The 20,168-nt window shown below is 58.3% G+C and carries 18 protein-coding genes and 1 tRNA gene; 11 read left to right on the top strand and 8 right to left on the bottom strand.

Going from position 1 to position 20,168, the window contains the following annotated elements; translation table 11 throughout:
• Positions 1-306 precede the first annotated feature (306 nt).
• From GKO01_RS12325 to GKO01_RS16330, 3 genes are all read left to right on the top strand, one after another.
• The gene (locus GKO01_RS12325) at positions 307-723 is read left to right on the top strand and encodes a hypothetical protein (RefSeq protein WP_099287291.1); all 417 of its coding nucleotides are present in this window, start codon (positions 307-309) and stop codon (positions 721-723) included.
• A gap of 146 nt (positions 724-869) precedes the next feature.
• The gene (locus GKO01_RS16335; protein WP_244901457.1) at positions 870-1,634 is read left to right on the top strand and encodes an acyltransferase family protein; all 765 of its coding nucleotides are present in this window, start codon (positions 870-872) and stop codon (positions 1,632-1,634) included.
• A 102-nt stretch (positions 1,635-1,736) separates the two neighbouring features.
• Positions 1,737-2,063, top strand: coding sequence for a hypothetical protein (locus GKO01_RS16330; protein WP_244901455.1), 327 nt, complete (start codon positions 1,737-1,739; stop codon positions 2,061-2,063).
• On the opposite strand, the gene pgeF is transcribed toward GKO01_RS16330, so the two are convergent.
• From pgeF to rfaD, 3 genes are read right to left on the bottom strand one after another with little or no spacing between them, the layout of a single operon-like run.
• On the bottom strand, positions 2,021-2,800 hold the full coding sequence (gene pgeF, locus GKO01_RS12315) for a peptidoglycan editing factor PgeF (protein ID WP_099287290.1): 780 nt from the start codon (positions 2,798-2,800) through the stop codon (positions 2,021-2,023). The two genes, GKO01_RS16330 and pgeF, sit on opposite strands and share 43 nt — an antisense overlap.
• Positions 2,793-3,611, bottom strand: a complete 819-nt coding sequence (lgt, locus tag GKO01_RS12310; RefSeq protein WP_099287309.1) for a prolipoprotein diacylglyceryl transferase — start codon at positions 3,609-3,611, stop codon at positions 2,793-2,795. Before lgt ends, pgeF begins: the two co-directional genes overlap by 8 nt.
• Positions 3,612-3,637: 26 nt before the next feature.
• Positions 3,638-4,618, bottom strand: coding sequence for an ADP-glyceromanno-heptose 6-epimerase (gene rfaD / locus GKO01_RS12305; protein ID WP_099287289.1), 981 nt, complete (start codon positions 4,616-4,618; stop codon positions 3,638-3,640).
• Between the two features lie 81 nt (positions 4,619-4,699).
• Between rfaD and GKO01_RS12300 the strand changes: the two genes are divergently transcribed.
• The 5 genes from GKO01_RS12300 (at position 4,700) to GKO01_RS12280 (ending at position 7,419) form a co-directional block, all read left to right on the top strand.
• Positions 4,700-4,990: an accessory factor UbiK family protein gene (locus GKO01_RS12300; protein WP_099287288.1), complete on the top strand. Its 291-nt coding sequence runs from the start codon at positions 4,700-4,702 to the stop codon at positions 4,988-4,990.
• A 177-nt stretch (positions 4,991-5,167) separates the two neighbouring features.
• Positions 5,168-5,674 carry a type III secretion system chaperone family protein gene (locus GKO01_RS12295; protein ID WP_062030506.1) on the top strand — a complete coding sequence of 169 codons (507 nt, stop codon included), beginning with the start codon at positions 5,168-5,170 and terminating at the stop codon, positions 5,672-5,674.
• Between the two features lie 2 nt (positions 5,675-5,676).
• Complete coding sequence (gene proC / locus GKO01_RS12290; RefSeq protein WP_099287287.1) at positions 5,677-6,501, top strand: pyrroline-5-carboxylate reductase; 825 nt, start codon at positions 5,677-5,679, stop codon at positions 6,499-6,501.
• A gap of 80 nt (positions 6,502-6,581) precedes the next feature.
• Positions 6,582-7,271, top strand: a complete 690-nt coding sequence (locus GKO01_RS12285) for a TetR family transcriptional regulator (protein WP_099287286.1) — start codon at positions 6,582-6,584, stop codon at positions 7,269-7,271.
• Between the two features lie 73 nt (positions 7,272-7,344).
• A tRNA-Gln gene (locus GKO01_RS12280) sits at positions 7,345-7,419 on the top strand.
• Between the two features lie 7 nt (positions 7,420-7,426).
• On the opposite strand, the gene GKO01_RS12275 is transcribed toward GKO01_RS12280, so the two are convergent.
• A complete protein-coding gene (locus GKO01_RS12275; protein ID WP_099287285.1) occupies positions 7,427-7,696 on the bottom strand; it encodes an HU family DNA-binding protein in 270 nt (89 codons plus the stop codon).
• A gap of 176 nt (positions 7,697-7,872) precedes the next feature.
• Between GKO01_RS12275 and GKO01_RS12270 the strand changes: the two genes are divergently transcribed.
• Positions 7,873-8,763, top strand: coding sequence for a rhamnan synthesis F family protein (locus tag GKO01_RS12270; protein WP_099287284.1), 891 nt, complete (start codon positions 7,873-7,875; stop codon positions 8,761-8,763).
• On the opposite strand, the gene GKO01_RS12265 is transcribed toward GKO01_RS12270, so the two are convergent.
• Positions 8,760-11,447 (bottom strand): glycosyltransferase, encoded by a 2,688-nt coding sequence (locus GKO01_RS12265; RefSeq protein WP_099287283.1) that lies wholly within the window; start codon positions 11,445-11,447, stop codon positions 8,760-8,762. The two genes, GKO01_RS12270 and GKO01_RS12265, sit on opposite strands and share 4 nt — an antisense overlap.
• A gap of 113 nt (positions 11,448-11,560) precedes the next feature.
• The gene (locus GKO01_RS12260) at positions 11,561-12,940 is read right to left on the bottom strand and encodes a beta strand repeat-containing protein (protein ID WP_099287282.1); all 1,380 of its coding nucleotides are present in this window, start codon (positions 12,938-12,940) and stop codon (positions 11,561-11,563) included.
• A gap of 538 nt (positions 12,941-13,478) precedes the next feature.
• Between GKO01_RS12260 and GKO01_RS12255 the strand changes: the two genes are divergently transcribed.
• Positions 13,479-16,193 carry a glycosyltransferase gene (locus GKO01_RS12255; RefSeq protein ID WP_099287308.1) on the top strand — a complete coding sequence of 905 codons (2,715 nt, stop codon included), beginning with the start codon at positions 13,479-13,481 and terminating at the stop codon, positions 16,191-16,193.
• 112 nt (positions 16,194-16,305) lie between these two features.
• On the opposite strand, the gene GKO01_RS12250 is transcribed toward GKO01_RS12255, so the two are convergent.
• Together GKO01_RS12250 and GKO01_RS12245 are read right to left on the bottom strand one after the other, a co-directional pair.
• Positions 16,306-17,697 (bottom strand): NAD-dependent succinate-semialdehyde dehydrogenase, encoded by a 1,392-nt coding sequence (locus GKO01_RS12250; RefSeq protein ID WP_099287281.1) that lies wholly within the window; start codon positions 17,695-17,697, stop codon positions 16,306-16,308.
• A gap of 93 nt (positions 17,698-17,790) precedes the next feature.
• Entirely contained in the window at positions 17,791-19,824 is a 2,034-nt protein-coding gene (locus GKO01_RS12245) for an NAD(+) synthase (RefSeq protein WP_099287280.1), read from the bottom strand.
• A 159-nt stretch (positions 19,825-19,983) separates the two neighbouring features.
• On the opposite strand from GKO01_RS12245, the gene GKO01_RS12240 reads away from it, so the two are divergent.
• Positions 19,984-20,160 (top strand): DUF1328 domain-containing protein, encoded by a 177-nt coding sequence (locus GKO01_RS12240; RefSeq protein WP_077803655.1) that lies wholly within the window; start codon positions 19,984-19,986, stop codon positions 20,158-20,160.
• Positions 20,161-20,168: the final 8 nt, after the last annotated feature.

Genomic DNA, 20,168 nt, shown 5'->3' with positions numbered 1-20,168 from the left:
GAGCTTTTCTGGAAACCGGAATTTATTTATAAAATTGCAAATTGATTCAGTGCGTTACCACGTGTTGGAGTGATGGCAAACAGCCTGCGAAACCCCGTTGAAGAAGACAGAACGGACCTATAGCGGGTCTCTCAGGCCTTTGAAGAGCGGATTAAGCTCAGCCTGAAACTGCAGGCTGCAATTGAGTCCTATGTTGCTTGTCTCAGGAACCGTGTAATCAAATCATGGGGACATGGAACCGATCCTGATCGTCGCAGAACAGCGCGGCCGATCAGGCGCGTATATTTTTCGGGATGAGTATATCAGATGCGTATTTTTAAAGGTTTGTTTTTGCTGACATTACAGCTCACATTTGGGGTCACAGCAGCTGTAGCCTCAGATACGACGACCTTCGTACCCTCGACATCATGTGCGACTTATCTGGACTACGCGAATAGAGACAAAGCATCTGTTAACGCGCCGGATGCACGAAACAGAGTGATCTCGGCAATGAAAATCATGCAACCGTATATGACGGAGTTTGCCTCGCTTCATCTGGGTCAAGAGGTCATGGGGCAGATTATGCGAAGCTACTTTATCAGGCTGGAGCTTGAATGCCACAGTCATCCCGATCAACTCTTATCCCAAGTCATCCCAAAGGTTGGCAATGGCCTTGTTGATAACCTGAATGACGCTTTGGCCCATTCAGGAGTTAAGACGCATCTTTCCTATCCATCTTTTTGAGCGGCACGGGCGGGTCATCAAACGTCTCTGATGAGGGCGTAAGCAGCCGTCAATCGTGCAATTCTCGGACGCTTACGCAATCCGAACGGAATCATGCCTGATTTCCATTACAGAAACGTTTCGTTTTTGCGGAATGGAATCTCAAGGTGCAGACAGTCACGACAGGTGCGCAGCGCAATCCGGGGATAGACCTCCTCAGAGGCCTCTCCATCATCCTCGTCGTCATTCATCACCTCGCTCTGCGCATCCCCCTGATGCACACCGGCCTTGCCGTAGTCTTTCCAGCCTTGCTGCTGAAAGCCCTGACGTGGGATGGCGCCAAGGGTGTGAAGATCTTCTTCGTCATTTCAGGCTTCCTGATCACCGATCACACAATGCGGCGCTGGGGCAGTCTGGGCGGCATCAACATCTTCGCCTTCTCCGGACGCCGCGCCTGCCGGATCCTGCCATGCCTTCTGGTCCTTTTAGGAGTTCTCGCAGCGCTCAACCTCTTGGGAGCACCTGATTTCCTCTTTCATCATGAGGGCCAGACCCTGCCCGGAGCCATTTTCGCCGCCCTGTTCATGCATCTGAACCTCTATGAAACCCGGACGAACTACCTCCCTCCCAACTGGGACGTATTGTGGTCACTGTCGGTCGAGGAACTGTTCTACCTCGCCTTCCCGATCCTCTGCCTTCTGAGCGGGCGCGCTCCAAAACTGATCGGCTCCAGACTGCTCGTCTGCATTTTCGCGTTGCTCGCCCTCTCCCTTCCGTTTGCGGAATGGCAACTCCGGGACGCCTCGGAAATCTGGCAGGACGAAGCCTATGGACCGGGCATTTCCGCAATCGCAATGGGCGTCTGCACAGCCCTGCTGGCACACCAAATACCGCCTGCAATGTTCGCGCGTCTCACGCCTTGGCTGGGCTGAGCCGGAGCTTTCGGTGTCGGGCTCTATCTGCTGGACAGCCATATCCTCTGGCAGACCCTGAACTACGGCGCCCCGCTGTTCTTCACAGTATCCTGCGCGGCCTTGCTACTGGCCTTCTACAACGGCTGGGGCAAGGCGACCGCAAGCCGGTTTCTGGCATGGCCGCGCCACTGGGGCAGACTGAGCTACGAAATCTATCTCAGCCACATGTTCGTGGTCATGCCGATGGTCCACCTGTTCAAGGTCACTGGCGAAAACTGGACGTTCGGCTGGGTCTGGTTCCTCCCGACCCTCTGTCTATCTTTCTACCTCGGCGCCCTCGTGGACTGTTTCCTCTCACGCCCCGCCGATCGCTGGCTGCTGGAGAGATCCGGCCTACGCCGCCCTCAGCCCAATGGAGAGGCCAGCGGGCGGATCGCCGAAATCTGATGCCCGATATGCCCACCGCCCGCGAGGGTCCGGCGGCGATGGCTGAAGAAACGCGGGTCTGTCAGCGTATCCACCCCGAGAATCTGCACATTCTGGACCCCGGCCTGTTCCAGACGAAACCCGCAATAACCCGGCAGATCGAACAGGAAATGCCCGGCGCGGGGCGCTGAACGGAAAAAGATTTCCCCCTCCGCCCCATAAGCCAGAACAGCATCGCGCATATCCGGCCCGACTTCATAGCTCGCCGGTGCAATACAAGGCCCGACAACAGCCCGAATTCCCACAGCCCCCAGCACAACCATCTGCGCCACCACGGATTCGAGAATTCCACCCGCAGCGCCACGCCAGCCCGCATGGGCCGCACCCACAATCCGCCCATCCTCAGAAGACAGCAGCACCGGCCCGCAATCCGCCGTAATCACACCGACGCCGATCTCAGGCCGGTCCGTCACCAGCGCATCCCCGACCTGCCCGGTGCCCGCCACCCACAGGGGCGTTTCGGTTGTCACAGGCACAGTGATGTCACTATGCGTCTGCTTCAGCCCCAGCAGATGATCCGGCTCCACCCCGAGCGCCCGCGCCACACGCGCCCGGTTTTCCGTCACATTCGTAGGGTCGTCCTGAGAGGACAGCGAACAGTTCAGACTGTCATACGGCGCCGGAGAGACGCCCCCGAGCCGCGTGAAGAACCCATGCGGCACCTTGAGAAGCGATCCCTTCAGCACGGCCTCAGACATGCGCCGACACCCGAGCTGAAATCTGGGCCGGGCGCCGCATCGCGTAAACCATGAGCCCCATCCCCGCGAGCGCCATCGGAATACACAGCAACTGCCCCATCGTCGTACCCCCGGACAGGAACCCGATATTCGCATCCGGCTGACGGAAGAACTCGCAGAAACTCCGTGCGCAGGCATAGCCGAACAGAAACAACCCCGACAGGAACCCGAACCGCTCGCGCGCCGCCGGACGGCTGGCCGCAAACAGCATGACGCACAGCAGGAGCACGCCCTCGGTCAGGGCTTCATACAATTCGGACGGATGACGCGGAATCGGCCCACCCGTCGGAAAAATCATTGCCCAGGGCAGATCCGGAGATGCCGGACGCCCCCACAGCTCCCCGTTCACGAAATTCGCACAGCGCCCAAGCCCCAACCCGATCGGTACCACCGGCACGATCCGGTCTGCAAAAGCCAGAAAGCTCAGACGGTTCTTCCAACTGAAATAGGCCAGCGCCAGAATGACGCCCAGCGCCCCGCCATGAAACGACATCCCGCCATCCCACGTCTTGAAGATTTCCAGCGGGTGCGAAAAATAATCCATCGGCCGGTAGAACAGAACGTAACCCAGCCGCCCGCCCAGAAGCACACCCAGAATAGCGTAGAACAGGAAGTCATCGACCTGCTCTTTCGTCGCCACTTCCGGCGACAGACGGTTCAGACGCTTCGCAATGGGCAGCGCAATGATGAACGACACCATGTAGGCGAGCGCATACCAGCGCACCGCAAGAGGGCCGACATGAAAGGCAACCGGATCAAAATCAGGGAAGATCAGAGGATGGCTCACGGAATCGGCTCTCAGAGATTGGGGTGGGAACGGGAAAGATAGTCGCGCACATACTGCCCGATTCCATCTTCAAGAGACGTAAACGGCGCATCATAACCCGCAGCGCGCAGTCGGCTCATATCCGCACAGGTAAAAGACTGGTACTGCCCGCGCAGTTTCTCGGGCATGTCCACGAACTCGACATCCCGCGCCCGCTTCGCAGCATCACAGACCGCATGTGCCAGATCGAGATAACTCCGCGCCACACCGGTTCCGCAGTTGAACAGCCCGCTGACCTGCGGATGGTCGAACAGCCAGAGCATGACGTTGACAACGTCCCCGACCCAGATGAAGTCCCGCTGCTGCTGCCCGTCAGCCAGTCCCGGCACATCCGAGCGGAACAGCTTTGCCGCACGATCCTGCACGACCTCGTCGTATTTGACCTTCACGACCGAGATCATCGACCCTTTGTGGTATTCGTTCGGCCCATAGACGTTAAAGAACTTGAGTCCGGCCCATTGGGGCGGCACAGGCGCTCCGGCTTCAATTTCCCGCTTCACCCACAGATCAAACGCCTGCTTGGACCAGCCATACAGGTTCAGCGGCCTCAGACCATCGATGCCTTCCAGCCCGTCACGGAACATCTCAGGCCGATCCGCTGCCCCATACGTCGCAGCAGACGACGCATAGATCATCCGCACACCCCGCGCCGCGCACCAGCGCCATAATGTCTGCGACAGGGCCACATTGCTCGACCAGACGAGGTCTCCATCCCGCGCCGTGGTGGCGCTGATCGCCCCCATGTGAAACACGGCTTCGACATCCGGTGCGGACGCAAGGAAACCTTCCAGCTCATCAGGCGTGATGATGCGATCCGGCGCATGGGACGCCAGATTGCGCCACTTCACCCCGTCTCTGAGCCGGTCAACCACAACCGTCCGCAAACCCCGGCGACGCAGGGCGGCATGAAGACACGAACCAATGAATCCGGCCCCGCCGGTGACGATAATCATCCTTCCTGTATAGTCTGCCCCCGATAACGATCCAAGCGACGCGCCCGACACGACACGCCGCAGAACAGCAGGAACTTCATCATGGCTGACAGACCCCGCTTTTTCGACGACCTCGCTGGCCTCGCCGGTAACGCATTTTCCGCCGTGACCGGCGCCCGCGAGGAACTTCATGCCATCGTCCGCACCCGTGTGGACGAAATCCTCAACAGCCTCGACCTCGTGCGCCGTGACGAATTTGACGCGGTACAGGAAATGGCAACCCGTGCGCGCATGGCGCAGGACGCAGCCGAGCAGCGTCTGGCCGCAATCGAATCGCGCCTCGCGGCTGTCGAAGAGCTCGCAACCGAAGAAAAAGGCGGCCCGCAGGGCTAATCTGCAACAGTCACCCCAGACCGTGTAGTTATTGTAACACGTAATGCTTGCACCCAGGGCAAAGGCTCCATAACGTATTGATGTCGGGAGCGGATTTTCCGCTTCCGGCCGCAGACATCTGGAGCGCCGCACCGGCGCCAGGCCGGTGCCAGGCTCCACGGCCTTGGGAGACCCGCCATGCCTGCCCTGAGCACCTCACTCACCAATGAAACAGAATCCCATCCGCTCGACCTGATGGAACAGGTCATGGGCCTTTATGAATGGGAGTTCGAACGCCTCGGCCCCTCCGAAATGGCCGCCCAGGCCCCCGGACAATGGTGCGACTATTCCTTGTATTTCACGTGGTCCGATGAACTCTCGGCCCTGCACCTGAACTGCATCATGGACCTGCGCTCCCCCGCAAAGCGCCGTCCGGCCGTCCACGAACTCGTTTCCCTTGCCAATAACCGCCTCTGGATCGGCCATTTCGCCGTCGATCCCGACACAGGCACCCCGTCCTACCGACATACGTTGCTGCTGCGCGGCGTGCAGACGCTGCCCGGCGAAAGCATGGAAGACCTCGTGGAGATCGCGATGTCCGAATGTGAGCGATTCTATCCCGCCTTCCAGTTCGCGCTCTGGGGCGGAAAATCACCGCAGGAGGCCATAGACGCCGCCATGCTCGACTGTGTGGGAGACGCCTGACCGTGCCATTCTCCGTCCCTTCAATCCTTCTTGCAGGGTGCGGCAAGATGGGAGGCGCGCTGCTCGACGGGTGGCTCGCCTCCCCCACACCGCCACGCCTCGTCGTCCTCGACCGACACCGAACCGGCTCGGACGATACGGTCACTATCGTCCGGACAGCCGCCGAAATCCCTGCCGATTTTCAACCTGACATCATCGTCCTCGCCGTCAAACCAAGCGTTGCCGAAATCGTGATCGATGCACTTGGAAAGGCTATGGGGCCCCGCCTGAGCGGTGCCGCCATTCTCTCCGTTATGGCCGGACGCACCTGCGAGACACTTTCGGACTCTGCACGACTTGCTGGCGCGGATATTCCGGTTCTGCGTGCCATGCCCAATACACCTTCCTCGGTCGGTGCCGGGATCAGCGGTCTCTATGCTTCAGCCGCCGCCACGCCTGAGCAGAAATCCATCTGTCACGATCTGCTTTTTGCGGTCGGAGACGTCGTACCGGTCGAGAACGAAGACGATCTGTCAGTCGTCACCGCCATTTCCGGCTCCGGCCCCGCCTATGTGTTCCTGCTGGCTGAACTACTGGAAAAAGCGGGGCAGCAGCATGGTCTGGCACCAAATGTCGCTCGCCGTCTGGCCCGTGGAACAATTTATGGCGCAGGACGCATGCTCGACGATCTGCCCGAAAGCGCCGAAGACCTCCGCAAGGCCGTCACCAGCCCCAACGGCACCACCGCCGCGGCGCTAGCCGTGCTCATGAAACCCGATGCCTGGCCCCAGACGGTTCCAAAAGCTATTGACGCTGCTACAAAACGGGCCGACGAACTCGCTGGCTGACAGTTTCTTTATGGGAGAGAGCTTGTCGGCAGACCGCAACGCTCCCACCATAAACCAGAAGCTTTCGACAGGAGACCCGTATGGACGGACGGCAGGACCCCTTTGAATCCGACGACATGGCACTGAGTGGTCCGCCGGATCTGGCACAGGAAGCCTTCGACGCCGCTCTTCTCCAGTCCGCCCTGTCCTTGGCTGCAAGCGAAGGCTGGCACCGCTTTTCACTCGTGGATGCCGCCCGGGACGCCGACCTTCCGGTCGAGACGGTCCGCAAACGCTACCCCGTCAAAGCCCTTCTGCTGCTCCAGCTCGGGCGTCTGGCCGATGCCAGCGCCCTGCGTGACGACGGCAATGGCGGCACGCTGCGGGAATATCTCTTCGACCTGATCATGCGCCGCTTCGATATCTTTCAGGAATATCGCGAAGGCGTCCGTGCTGTTTTTCAGGCCGTGCCCTACGACCCGGCTCTGGCTGCCTTTCTGGCCGGCACCACTCTCGATTCCATGAAATGGCTGGCAGAAGCTGCCGGGATCGACTGTACGGGCTTTGGTGGTGTTCTGCGTATCAATGCTCTGGCCGCTGTCTGGGCCCACGCCATGCGGGCTTGGGAAAAAGACGAGAGCCCGGATCTGGCTGCCACCATGGCCGCCCTCGATAACGCGCTGGACCGTGCAGAGCGTTACGGTATTCTCAAACCCTCAGCACGACGCAAAATGGACGAGGCCCTGAACACAACCGGCCTGCCCGATCACGATCTTGAACTAGAATCCTGACTTCGGACTTTACGAAGGCAACCGGTTCGGACTAGAAGGCCAAAAGCATGCGCTTCCAAAGAAGCGCATCGATTGGGGTGTAGCCAAGCGGTAAGGCAGCGGATTTTGATTCCGCCATGCGGAGGTTCGAATCCTCCCACCCCAGCCACCCTCTCTCAGACAGCCTGTTTCAGCCCCGGACTTGCCTTGAACCGCACGGTCCGCCCCGCAGAAACATCAACAGCTTCTCCGGTTCTGGGATTAATCGCCTGCCGCGCTTTTGTTTCACAAACCGTGAACGTTCCAAATGACGACAACGTAAACCCTCCTTCTTCCCGTAATTCCTCAATAATCGCGTCAATCATGTCATTGACGGCTCTCTGGGCGACAACCCCAGTGCAATTCATGGAATCCTGAAGAACTGCGGCAAGAAAAGCTTTACTCATGAATAAAACTCCGGATTTACTCAGTACAGATCGGGTCTTTCCGGTACAGAAATGCCGCTTAAACGAACTAACGAGCGAATTGCTCATCTTTTCGAAATGTCATAATATTTCATATAGATCCAGATCATAAACAACCATAATATCATGAATTTAACGTTTCTTCCTTCGGCGGGTCCATACCGATGCGCGTCTGCCTGTTTGCCTATTACAACCCTGACGCCAGACTACCGCCTCACACCCGGCATCTCCTCAGCCAGATCGCCTCCTGCGGTTTCACAATCCATATCGCAGCCTCGGGCCTCTCAGATTCTACAGCCCAGTTCCTGCGGGACGACCTTGCAAACCCAGCCGCCCCGATCCCCGCGACTGTCCATCCGCGCCCCAATACCGGACTGGACTTTGGAGCATGGCAGTTCCTGCTCTCCAAAGGCTGCACGGAGAACGCAACAGAGATTCTTTTCGCCAATGACAGCGTTTTCGGCCCTCTCCTCCCTCTGCGCCCCATCATGAACCGGATGCGCGAGAAAGAGTTTCAGATCTGGGGCATGGTCCGCTCAGAGGCAGTCGTGTCCCATCTCCAGTCATGGTTCCTGTGCATGACGCACGACGCCCTGAAGCATCCGGCGATCCAACGCATTTTCAACCAGCCGTTCAACGACATGACCAAGGACGAAATCGTCCTGCATGGAGAACTCGGCCTCGGACTGGCCATCAAGGCTGCCGATCTGTCCACAGGAACCTCCTGGAGCAGCAACCGGGGTCTTGCCCGTCTTCTGGCCCTCAATCCCATGCATGCGGACTGGCGAACCGTCCTGCGATCGGGCAATGCCCCGTTCATCAAAACGGAGCTTCTGCGCGACAATCCGAGCGGCATCGCCTCCATCCATCTCTGGCGCGCGGAAATCCCCGATCCAACTTTTTTCAATCCGGACTGGATCGCAGCGTATCTGGCTGCAACACCACCCCGCAATCGTTCTGGTCGGGCAAGCCTGCGCGCCCGAGCGGTTCAGGCACTCGCAAGCGAAGACCGACGCCACGCCCTCACCGCCCTTCTCCTCGGACGCTAGACCGTTCGACCTGACGCCTGTTTCAGGAAGCCATAAAGCTCGTCTGCCTGCGTATCATAGGTCGCAAGACGCTCCCGAAAAGGATTGGCGTAATCTGCAAAGCGTTCAGGCGCATCCAGCAACGCCGAGACAGCCTCCGCCAACGTCCCGGCTTTGCCATCCAGCGGCAGGCAGGTTCCGTTCACCCCATCCACCACGTCTTCGGACTGCCCTCCCGGAGAGGTCGTCACAACCCAGACATCCCGTGCCAGCGCCTCACGCACCGTCAGGCCGTAACTTTCCTTCCATTGAGACGGGAAAAGCAGCACGTCGATCTGATCGTAAAAATCATCCAGCCCTGACTGCGTATAGGCGGGAACAACACGAAGCCGACCCCGCACAGACCAGTCTTCGGGAAAAATCGACTGGAACCCCAGATTGAGCTTGTTATCAACCAACACAAGCTCCCAGTCACTCCGGGACAGGGACTGCATCGCATCTTTCAGAAGACCATAGCCTTTGACGGCCTCCGTCCCACCGACAAACCCGAATCTCAGTGGTGTCCCGACAGTCCGCTTCCTGCGCGGACGCTCAGGCCAGAAAAACCCGTTCCGGTTGACCACGATCCGTTCGGGCGCAATCCCGTTCGCCAGATACAGCTCACGATGCGCCTGTGACGGACTGATCAACAGAGCCGCCCCTTTCAGGGCCTGTCGCATCACCACTGCCCGATCCGCAAGATGCCGTGCTCCCGGCACACAGGCCTGACAGACAGCCGGATCAATGGTCGTCTGGAAACAGTAGCGCCCATCGGCGCGCACCATGAACTGACGCTCACACAACCACCAGGCGTCATGCAGCGTCAGAACATAGGGAACCCCCTTCTCCTGACACACCCGCAAAAGGCCGACTCCAAGTCCCTGCGCGGCATGGACATGGACCACATCAGGCTGACAGGCTTCCAGAATTTCCGAGAACCTCGCCGCCATGACCGGATTATCCAGTTGCCCCAGTCCGCCCTGATCATCTGGCAGAACCGAGGCAAAAACCGTCATACCATTCACATCGTAGCGAATATCGCCATTAGGAAGATCCGCAACGCTTGAGCGGGACGTCAGAACACTGACCTCCGCCCCTTTGCGCACCAGCCGACGCCCCATCTCCTCAGCCACGATCGTAGCCCCACCAAAAGAACGGGGGGCGAAATAGACATTCGCCATCAGAACTCTAAGGTCCTGCGCTTCCCGAACGACTGGGAGACCAAACAGAAGTCGGGCCTGCGTTTGTACCATCGCCTCCGGCGCGTAGCGGGCCATCACGTCTTCATACGCGGCCTCCGCCAGACGCATGCGATAACCGTCGTCCCGCGCCAGCCTGAGAAAAGCGTCCCGCCATGTCTCGGCATCCGCCGCCAGACACCCGTTCTGTCCATCCCGCATCACAGTCAAAAAGGCTGCGCGAGGCGAACAGATCGCAGCCACCCGGACAATCGTCGCTTCAAGAAACTTGATGTTGCTCTTGCAATCGTTGAACAGCGTCGGTTCCAGCGGCGCAATCGCAATATCCGTCTGCGACAGAGCTTTGAGATAGTCGGCGTAGGAGAGTTCGGTCAGACGTTCGACCCGGTCTCCAAACTGCTCAAATGCCTCAGAAAGCTGCAGCTGTCCGATCACCCTCAGGCAAAGTCGAGGCTCCTCAGTCATCGCAGCCAGCAAACCTGACTCTGCCTGCCTGAAATCCGCGTCGTGGGTGTTGGTTCCAGATCCATAGGAGACCCATAAACGCTCTGAACCCGAATGCCGCGGCAGTGCCGTCGCAACTTTCAGCGTTTCCACATCCAGAGCATTCTCCAGAACCACTACGTCCGCAAGACCCGCCTTACGCATGGCCCCAGCCAGCGCTTCGGTCGAGGCAATACCCCGGCCACAGGCCAGCATACACCGGCGAAACAACACCACCCCGGACAGCAGAAGATCGCGTTCTGCTGCGGGCAGCGTTTCGATATTCCCGTTCTGGCGATATTCCTCTTCATCGAAAATCAGATCGTCGACCTCCCATCGGGGGGCAAGCTCTAACCGATGGGCTTCCTGAACAAGCTTCAGAACATCCTCAAATCCGGGAACCCGATAAAAAATAACCTGCGTACAAAGCTGCAACGCTGACATGGCATCAGAAATATCGCGCCAGTCAACAACCTGAACCGACCACCCCAGCTCCGTCAGAAAATCCCGTTTTTGCCAAACACGATATTTGGCACATTGCCGCAGACTAAGTTCTGCAATGATCAATACTTTCGGTCGAATCCTATCTATCTGGTATCCAGAAGAAGTTCTATAAGGATGGAGCTGCCCCGCCTTGCTTCCAGCTTCAGGAAGACCCTCCCGAACTTTCGCGCGAACCCGTTGCAAACGACGCAGGCGATGGACGACGGTCTTCTGAATGCCAGCCAACCCGTCCCGGCCCCACAAACGCAGAAAGCGCCCAGGAACCTCCCGCACAGGTCGGCCGGACAGCAGTTTACCCAACATCAGCGCACGAACGGCACGCAAAGGAAGCGTCACACGCCAGGACAAGGAGGTCTGAATCAGGGAAAGCTGCCGAAGAAGAAGCTGATTTTCTTTTTGCAGCTGCTCCGCTCTCAACCCATTCAGCCGGGCCGCACTTCGATAGCTTTCAATCAATGTGTCGCGCGCGTTATCGCGCATTCCGTCAGGCTTTCGCAAAGGTCAAATACAGTATCAGAAACACGAAAGGCCGGACCCTCGCGGATCCGGCCTTCCTGAACATCACAGATCTGTCAGACGACAGAGACCCGCTATCAGCTCAGGGTGAAGTTTGAGGCGTTCAGATCAGTAACGCCAAGGAAGGTGATTTTGGAGTTGTCGGACAGTTCGATCGTGGTGTTACCACCAGCAACCGTAGCATTCGACAGAACGTTCGCCAGACCATTGTTGTTCTGAAGGCCATACTGATACAGAGCCATCAGGTTACCAGCTGCACTGCCGAAGTCGGTGATCGTGTAGTCACCGCCAGCAGAGCCCTTGTTCAGAGCGAACAGGTTTGCAGCGCCCGAACCACCCGTAAGGGTCGCTGAGCCCGAACCACCAACCAGCGTATCAGCAGAAGAGCCACCGATGATCGTTTCGTTGCCCTTGCCTGCGAACGCGTGCAGCGTGCCGTTGGAAGATGCAGCCGACACAGTCTCGTTTCCATCACCACCAACGAACAGGTTGGTCGAGCTTGCGGAACCACCAACCAGAAGCAGGTCGAGGCCCGAGGCACCGAACAGCGTAGACGTACCAGCAGAGACAGTCGTTGCGCCTGTGCCGTTCAGGAACGTCAGAGAGCCCGAAGCCGTGATGGAATTGGACGTACCGCGGATCTGCCAGATGTCGGCAGAAGCCGAAATCGTGTCGTTCAGGCCACCCGAAACGGTGCTCATGGCGCCGGTCGAGAAGTAGGTGCTGGAGCTGCCACCCGTGATGAAGCTGTTGTTGCCACCAGAAACGGTGTTGTGCGACGTCGTGTCGTAAACCGTTGCGTTGGCACCCAGCGTAACCACGGAGCTACCGCCGAGCAGCGTAACCGTGTCCGTACCGGCCTTGCCGTCGATGGTGTCCTGGCCTTCGGAACGAACAACATTCGTACCGCTGCCCAGAACAATGTGGCTTGCGCCTTGGCCATCACTAATGGTGTTATTGCCGCTGGTACCTGTAATGGTGTTGTTGCCATCACCCATTGCAATGGTCCAGTTACCCGAAGAACTTGCACCATCGAACGTGTTGTTTCCAACACCGCCAACGAAGGTACCGTCCTGGTTACCAGCCTTGAACGTGACGCCGGCATAATCGCCAGCAAGAACACTGATACTGCTGGCCGTACTGCCCGACACATCCAGACTCACGGCAGAATTCAGCGTGTCCTGACCGTCCTCGGAGTAACTACCGACAGCGATATACTGGGTGGCACCGCCAGAAATGGAGTAATTACCGCCCTCACTGATCAGGCCGTGGCCAATATTGGACCCCGAAACAGAATTACTACCGGCGACCAAGTCATAAGTATCAAGCCCACCACCGGTATGAAGGGTGGAAAGAGCAGCCTGATACTGCTGAGCAAGAAGCTGGGTCTGTCCACCATTGACCGTAACCGCAAAGGTCAGGCCGGAGGCGCCAACAACTGTAGTAATGGTACCCATTACCGTGCACTCCTAAAAAAGATTGCCTCGCACCGGCGGCCCTCGGACCACCCAAATGATCGAGCGACGAGTCTTGCATATATCAGAGCCGGATTGTCAAAGGCAATCAACTTTGCACACGATACAAGGCTCCATGATCTGTCATTTAGGGAATGCGAAAGGCAGCGCCGGTAAAGAGTTCTCCATGTTCATTACGTGAAAACGGAAAAGAGCGGATAATCCAACCCTTCAATCAAATCCTTTTATATCGAAAAAGTTCCGTCAATGTTAATTTCACGAGAAATAAATATTAACGCTACTGCTTCAATCCTTATCAGAACCTCATGTCTCTTTTTAAGATATACCCTCCCTCGCAGAAAAACCGATCCTCACAGGCCCGCTCGTGAATTTTTCCAATCCGCCCTCTCAACTCCCTTCAAAGCCCGATGATTTTCTGGTCCGTCTGACGCTTCTGCTCACATCAGAAACGGTTGACGACCGAAGCCTTTCTCAGCAGCAGGACCAGGCTAATCACATCCATTTGATCACCTGGCTGATGATGATCCTGACTGAGGAAAAAGGGGTTTCAACCGCCCTTGTAGAATATTCACCGCATCTTCCCGGCCGGACTGGAAAAACTCTCCGTAGATTTCTGGCGACCTACCTCCCGGACACCGACGTCCAAATCGTTCCCTACCCATCTCGGGTCGAAGAACACTCTCCTCGCGCCCTGCTTCAGATCGTTGGAGATGCAACGAAGATTTCTCCTTCGGTACCCCTTCTACATTTCGGCGCCCATCACCCCGATGGATCTTTCGCATTCACTCCGGAAAACGTTCTGATCAACGCTGGCGACTCTCCCTTTCTAGGCTTCCTGCTGTCAGACACTCCACAAAGCAGGAATTATCGTCATGCCATCCAGCAGCTTCTCCGCAACGATCAGAAGAACCGTCTTCTGCGTGTCCGGTCACAGGAACTGCACCAGGAATCCCTGAAGAAAACACATATCATTCAGGAGCTGCGTGTTTCACTTCGCATGCTGTCCAACCGCAAAGCCGCAGATCTTGCAGAAACACATTTCCCTGAACCAGAGGCAGAGAACGCCTTACACCCCGTTGTGTCTTCCACTGTCCCCATCACGCCGCCGCCCCTCTGGTTTCGCGTCGGTCGTCGCCTGAAACGTTCTCTTTTTCCTCAACCTGCACCTCTCGCCACTCCAGATCAGGATGCGGCCACAAGCGAAGACACCACAGCTTCTCCAGCAGCGCCTTTTTCCGTCTCCCGCATCCTCTTCATTGCCGGCGAACCGGATACACCGGGCGTTCTCTACCGCTGCGGCCGAAATGCAGCCGCAGCCCGCGATGCAGGCTTCGACGCCAGAGTTCTGCCCTGTGCTTCGGTCGGTTATGACGATATCCACTGGGCGGACGTCATGGTCTTCTGGCGCGTTGAATATAGCGGTCATGTCAGTACGATTTTCGATCTCGCGAGATCTGAAAACGTCGTCACCATCTTTGACGCCGACGATATCGTCTTCGTACCGCATTACGCACGCGTCGATCTGATTGATGGCATCCGCTCAATCGGCGCCACGGAAGAACAGATCGAGCGCTGCTTCTCGGACATGCGACGCACTTTCCTGCGCTGCGATCAAGGTTCAACCACGACGGCGGAGCTTGTCTTTGCCATGCACAGTCTGCGCCCCGTCGTTCACCTGCTGCCCAATATTTACGATATGGCCTCGCTGAAACGGGCCCGGATAGCCCTGCGCATGCGTGGAGAGCCGGGACGCGTCAATGCCGGAGACGGACTGGTCCGCATCGGCTACGCCGCAGGCTCGCGAACACACCAACGGGATTTCGCCCCCATCTGTCCGACCATCGCAGATATCCTACATCAACGCCCACAAGCCCGGCTTGTGCTGTTTCGCGAACCCGAAACGCATCGCCCCATTTTGCTCGTAGAAGAATTTCCCAGCCTGATCCCCGTGCAGGACCAGATCGAATGGCGCGACATGGTGCCGCTCGCAGAACTGCAGGACGAGTTCGCACGGTTCGACATCTCCATCGCACCGCTGGAAACAGGGAATGTCTTCTGCGAAGCCAAGAGCGAGATCAAGTTCTTCGAGGCCGCCCTGTCCGGTGCAGCAACGGTCGCGTCCCCTACAGGCCCATTCCGACGCGTCATCCATCACGGAGAAACCGGCTTTCTCGCCGATAGCCCGTCCGAATGGCATGACGCTTTGCTAGAACTGATCGACAACCCTGAACGGCGCGTCCGGATGGCGCGGGATGCCTATCATTCCATTCTCTGGCCCTTCGGTCCGCAGGCTCAGGCCCAGCGAATGAAACTCGCACTCACCTCCCTGAACGGGGACGACGCAGCGGCCCGCTCTGCCGAGACACATCTGGCCAGAGATCGCCTTGCCCCGCCAGACCTGCCCGTCATCCCCGCCAGCCAGACCATTTTTCATCATGACGCGTTGGGAGAAGCCCCGGTCACGGTCGTCATCACCTCCTATAATTACGAGGCACATCTTCTGGACGCACTGGAATCCGTTGCCGCCCAAACACTGCCCGTGCTTGATCTGATCGTCGTGGATGACGGATCTTCCGACGGTTCCCTCGCTCTGGCCACAACATGGATGGAACGACACCGCGAACGCTTCAATCGCCTGATCCTGCGCCAGTCCCTCACAAACGCCGGACTGGGCGGCGCGCGAAACATCGGTATGGATGCCGCCGAAACGGTCCATGTCATGCAACTCGATGCGGACAACACCCTCCGCCCCGAAGCCTGCGAAACACTTCTGGAGGCCATGAATAACGGCACGGCCTATGCCTATCCGCTCATCGCCTGTTTCAACGAAAACGGCCCGGTCTTGATGGACATGACTGCTGACACCCACCACCAGCCCGGCACCCCCGAGCTTCTGGGAGACCTGCCCTTCAACCCGCTCTCCCTCGTTTCCGGAAACCGCATCGACGCGATGGCCATGGTCACGAAATGGGCCTGGGCTGCTGTCGGCGGCTACTATGTTTCACGTGAAGCAATGGGATGGGAGGATTTCGATCTGTGGTGCTCCATGGCGGAACGCGGCCTGCCCGGCCATCATGTCCCGCAAATTCTAGCTGATTATCGCCAGCATGAAACATCCATGACGAATGCCTCGACTGAAAAAGACGCCCACAAGGCCCGCGTCGTGGCCTTCGTTCAGGACCGCCATCCGTGGATCCGCCTCAGCGCCGAACAGGCAAAACCCCGGAAAAACTGAGCCTCTTCCAGACCGGCCACAAAAAACCCGCTCCCGGACAGCTCCGGAAGCGGGTTTTTCATAACCTGAAAGATCGAACCGGGCTCCCCGAAAGAAGCCCGATACGCCCCAATCAGAACGGTGCGTCGATATCCACAACGTCGATCAGCTTGTGATTGACGAATTCCTTGATGCCCAGACCGATCAGCTCGCGGCCATAACCCGAACGGGCCACGCCACCGAACGGCAGATCAGCCTTCACCATCGTCGGATGGTTGATATAGACCATGCCCGTATAGATCTGCTCGGCAACCTTCACGCCACGCTTGGTATCCTTCGTGAAGACCGAACCACCCAGACCGAACGGCGAGTCATTGGCAATGCGAATGGCGTCCGCATCGTCCTTGGCACGATAGAGCTGCGTGACCGGACCAAAGAACTCCCACAGACGGGCTTCATTGTTCTCGTGCAGGTTGGTCATCAGCAGCGGCTGGAAGAACGCACCCTTTTCCGGAACGGACGGGCCAATCGCTTCGACAACCGCACCATGCTTCTTGGCTTCCTCAACCTGAGCCTTCAGATCGTCCGCAGCCTTCTGCGAAGACAGCGGTGCCAGCGTGGTGGACGCATCCATCGGATCGCCAGCCTTCAGCTTGAGAACTTCCGCCTTGTACAGCTCAAGGAAACGATCATAGACGGCATCCGCCACGATCAAACGCTTGGCAGACACACAGACCTGACCAGCATTCCAGTGACGGCCGAAAGCCGCCCATTTCGCGGTCTTCTCCAGATCCGCATCATCCAGAACGACAAAAGCATCGGAACCGCCCAACTCCATCGTGGACTTTTTCAGGGCCTGCGCTGCAATCCCAGCAACAATAGCGCCTGCGCCTTCGGACCCCGTAAGCGCCACGCCACAGACGCGCGGATCCTTGAGGATCGTCTCGGTGTGATGACGGGCAGCATACAAATTGCGGAAACCGCCCTTCGGCAGCCCAGCTTCTTTCATCAGGTCATCGAACGCAGCCGCACACTGCGGCACATTGGAAGCGTGCTTGAGAATGACCGTGTTACCAGCAGAGAGCTGCGGCGCAATGATGCGGGCGATCTGGTAGAACGGGAAGTTCCACGGCTCGATCGCAAAAACAATGCCCTGCGGCTGATGGATCAGAACGGCGTCCCCCGAGTTCGGGTCCGCAACTGGCAGCTTCTCGGATTTGAGAAGTTCTTCGGCATGTTTGGCATAATATTCGAAGATTTCAGCCGACAGGATCGTCTCGGCCTTCGCTTCGGCGTAAATTTTGCCCATTTCCAGCGTCAGGAGCCGGGAATACTTATCAATATCACGACGAAGGATATTGGCGGCGGCGGTCATGATCTTCGCACGCTCGGCGAAAGACGTGTGGCGCCAGCTCTTGAACGCATCATAGGCTTCGGTCAGCGCGGTCTGGACTTCCTGATCCGTGGCATCTGGAAAAGTCTTGAGCGTCTCACCGGTATAAGGGTTGATCGTAGCATAAGCCATGATGGGTCATATTCCTGTAAGGTGACGTGTTTGAGACATATTGGCACGAATGCCAAAAGACAAAACCCCCTAACAATCATTCCTCCCAAAAGTTCACAGAGCTGTGTTCGTTTCAGGGAGATTATCCCATAACTCCTCAAGCCAGGCTATCGCGGTCCCATCAGAGGGCGCGCGCCAGTCTCCCCGTGGCGAGAGAGACCCGCCCGCTACCAGTTTCGGCCCGTTGGGCATGGCCGACCGCTTGAACTGGCTCGTCCCAAAAAACCGTCGCAGAAAAATTTCCAGCCAGTGCCGGATTTCGGCCAGATCGTACGAAATTTTCCGATCTTCCGGATAATGCGCGGGCCAGTCTCCCCGGGCAGCGTCCCCCCAGGCAATCTCAGCCAGAAACGCGATCCGTGACGGGCGGAACCCATAACGCAGGATGTAAAAGAGCGTGAAATCCTGAAGCGGATACGGCCCGATCGTCTGCTCCGTACTCTGCACGCCCTGCCCGGTATCGGGAACCAGCTCGGGCGTGATCTCTGCGCTGACAATCCGCTCCAGAACGGGACCCACCCCTTCACCCAGGTTTCCCTCACACGCCAGCCAACGGATAACATGCTGGATCAGCGTCTTCGGCATCCCGGCATTGACGTTATAGTGGGACATCTGGTCCCCCACGCCGTAAGTGCACCAGCCCAGCGCCAGTTCCGACAGATCGCCGGTCCCGATCACAATTCCATTGCGGTAATTGGCAATCCGGAACAGGAAATCGGTCCGCAATCCCGCCTGCACGTTCTCGAACGTGATGTCATGCACGGGCTGCCCTTCCGCAAAGGGATGGTCGATCCCCGCCAGCATGGTCTGCGCCGTGGGCCGGATATCAAGCTCGTTCACCTCGACACCCAGCGCTTTCATGAGCGCATGAGCCAGAGACCGGCTTTCGGTTCCGGTCGCGAACCCCGGCATCGTGTAGGCCAGAACATGCGTTCGCGGCCAGCCAAGCTCATCCGCCGCCCGCACCGCCACCAGAAGCGCGAGCGTGCTGTCCAGCCCACCCGAGACGCCAATCACGGCCCGCTGCGCCCCGCTCGCCTGCAACCGCCGGCGCAACGCACTGACCTGAATGGTCCATCCCTCGTAACAGTCCCGCGCCAACGTCCGCGCATCGGACGGCACAAACGGAAACCGCACAACCTCCCGCTTGAGCCCCAAATCCGTCATCGGAGGCTGGAGCGTGAACCCGACCGTCCGGAACTCCTGCCCCGCCTGCCCGAACTGCCCGGTCCGCATCCGCTCCTGCCGCAACAGATCCAGATCCACATCCGCCACAACCAGCCGCTCTCCCTGCGGAAAACGATCCGACTGCGCCAGAAGTCGCCCAGCCTCATGAATCGAGACCTGCCCGTCCCACGCCAGATCCGTCGTGGACTCCCCTTCACCCGCCGCCGCATAAGCATAGGCTGTCAGCGTCCGCATGGATTGCGCCTGACACAACAGCGACCGATCATCCGTCCGCCCGATCGTCACCGGAGAAGCTGACGGGTTGAGAATAACCATCGCGCCTGCTTCCGCGAGCTTTCCACTCGGCGGAGATGCCACCCACAGATCTTCACAGATTTCCACGCCGAGCGTCAGGCCACGTTGATCCTCCGCCTGAAACAGCAGATCCGCACCGAACGGCACATCCTCCCCAAACAGGCGAATGCTCCCCATAGTCCGAAGCCCGGACGTGAAGTGCCGGGGCTCATAGAATTCGCGATAGCGCGGCAGATGCGATTTTGGCACCACACCCAGAGCCCGCCCCCGATGCACAACCGCCGCACAATTATAAAGCAAGCCGTCTCGCACCAGTGGCACTCCCACCACCGCAACGGACAACAAATCCCGCGATCCCGCGACAACACGCCGAAGCGCCTCAAGCGCCCCATCCAGGACCACGTCCTGAAACCGCAGATCATCCAGCGTGTAGCCTGTCAGCCCCAGTTCAGGGAAAACCACCGCCGCCACACCCTGCCGGTCACAGTCCCGCAAAACGCCCAGCGTCCGCTCCGCGTTTTTCAGCGGATCAGCAAGCGTCACCGGCAGCGTACAGGCTGCGATCCGTGCAAACCCCTGATGATACAAAGAGCGGAACAGGGTCATGGCGATCCTCCGGTGGCGGCTTTACGAACAACAGGAGTCCAGCACCCGGCTCCCACACAAAACGGATGTTGCGAAAATGAACCCATTCATCCCGCCGCCGTTCACCTTTTCAAACCCCGCTTCTCCGTCGGAGGGCGCGACTGACAAAGGAGACATTTCATGGACCTGCTACGCTGGACCATTGCCTTCCTGATCCTGGCCCTGTTTGCAGCGGTGCTGGGCTTTGGTGGAATTTCGGCAGATTTTGCCTATATCGGCAAGATCCTTTTCTTCATTTTCCTGGTGCTGCTGGTCATCAGCCTCATCTTCGGGCGCGGACGCGGCACCCGCCTCTGAACACAGCC

The organism is Gluconobacter kondonii, from assembly GCF_002723995.1.
Taxonomy (GTDB): Bacteria; Pseudomonadota; Alphaproteobacteria; order Acetobacterales; family Acetobacteraceae; genus Gluconobacter; species Gluconobacter kondonii.
This window is presented reverse-complemented; position numbering and strand designations above follow the sequence as displayed.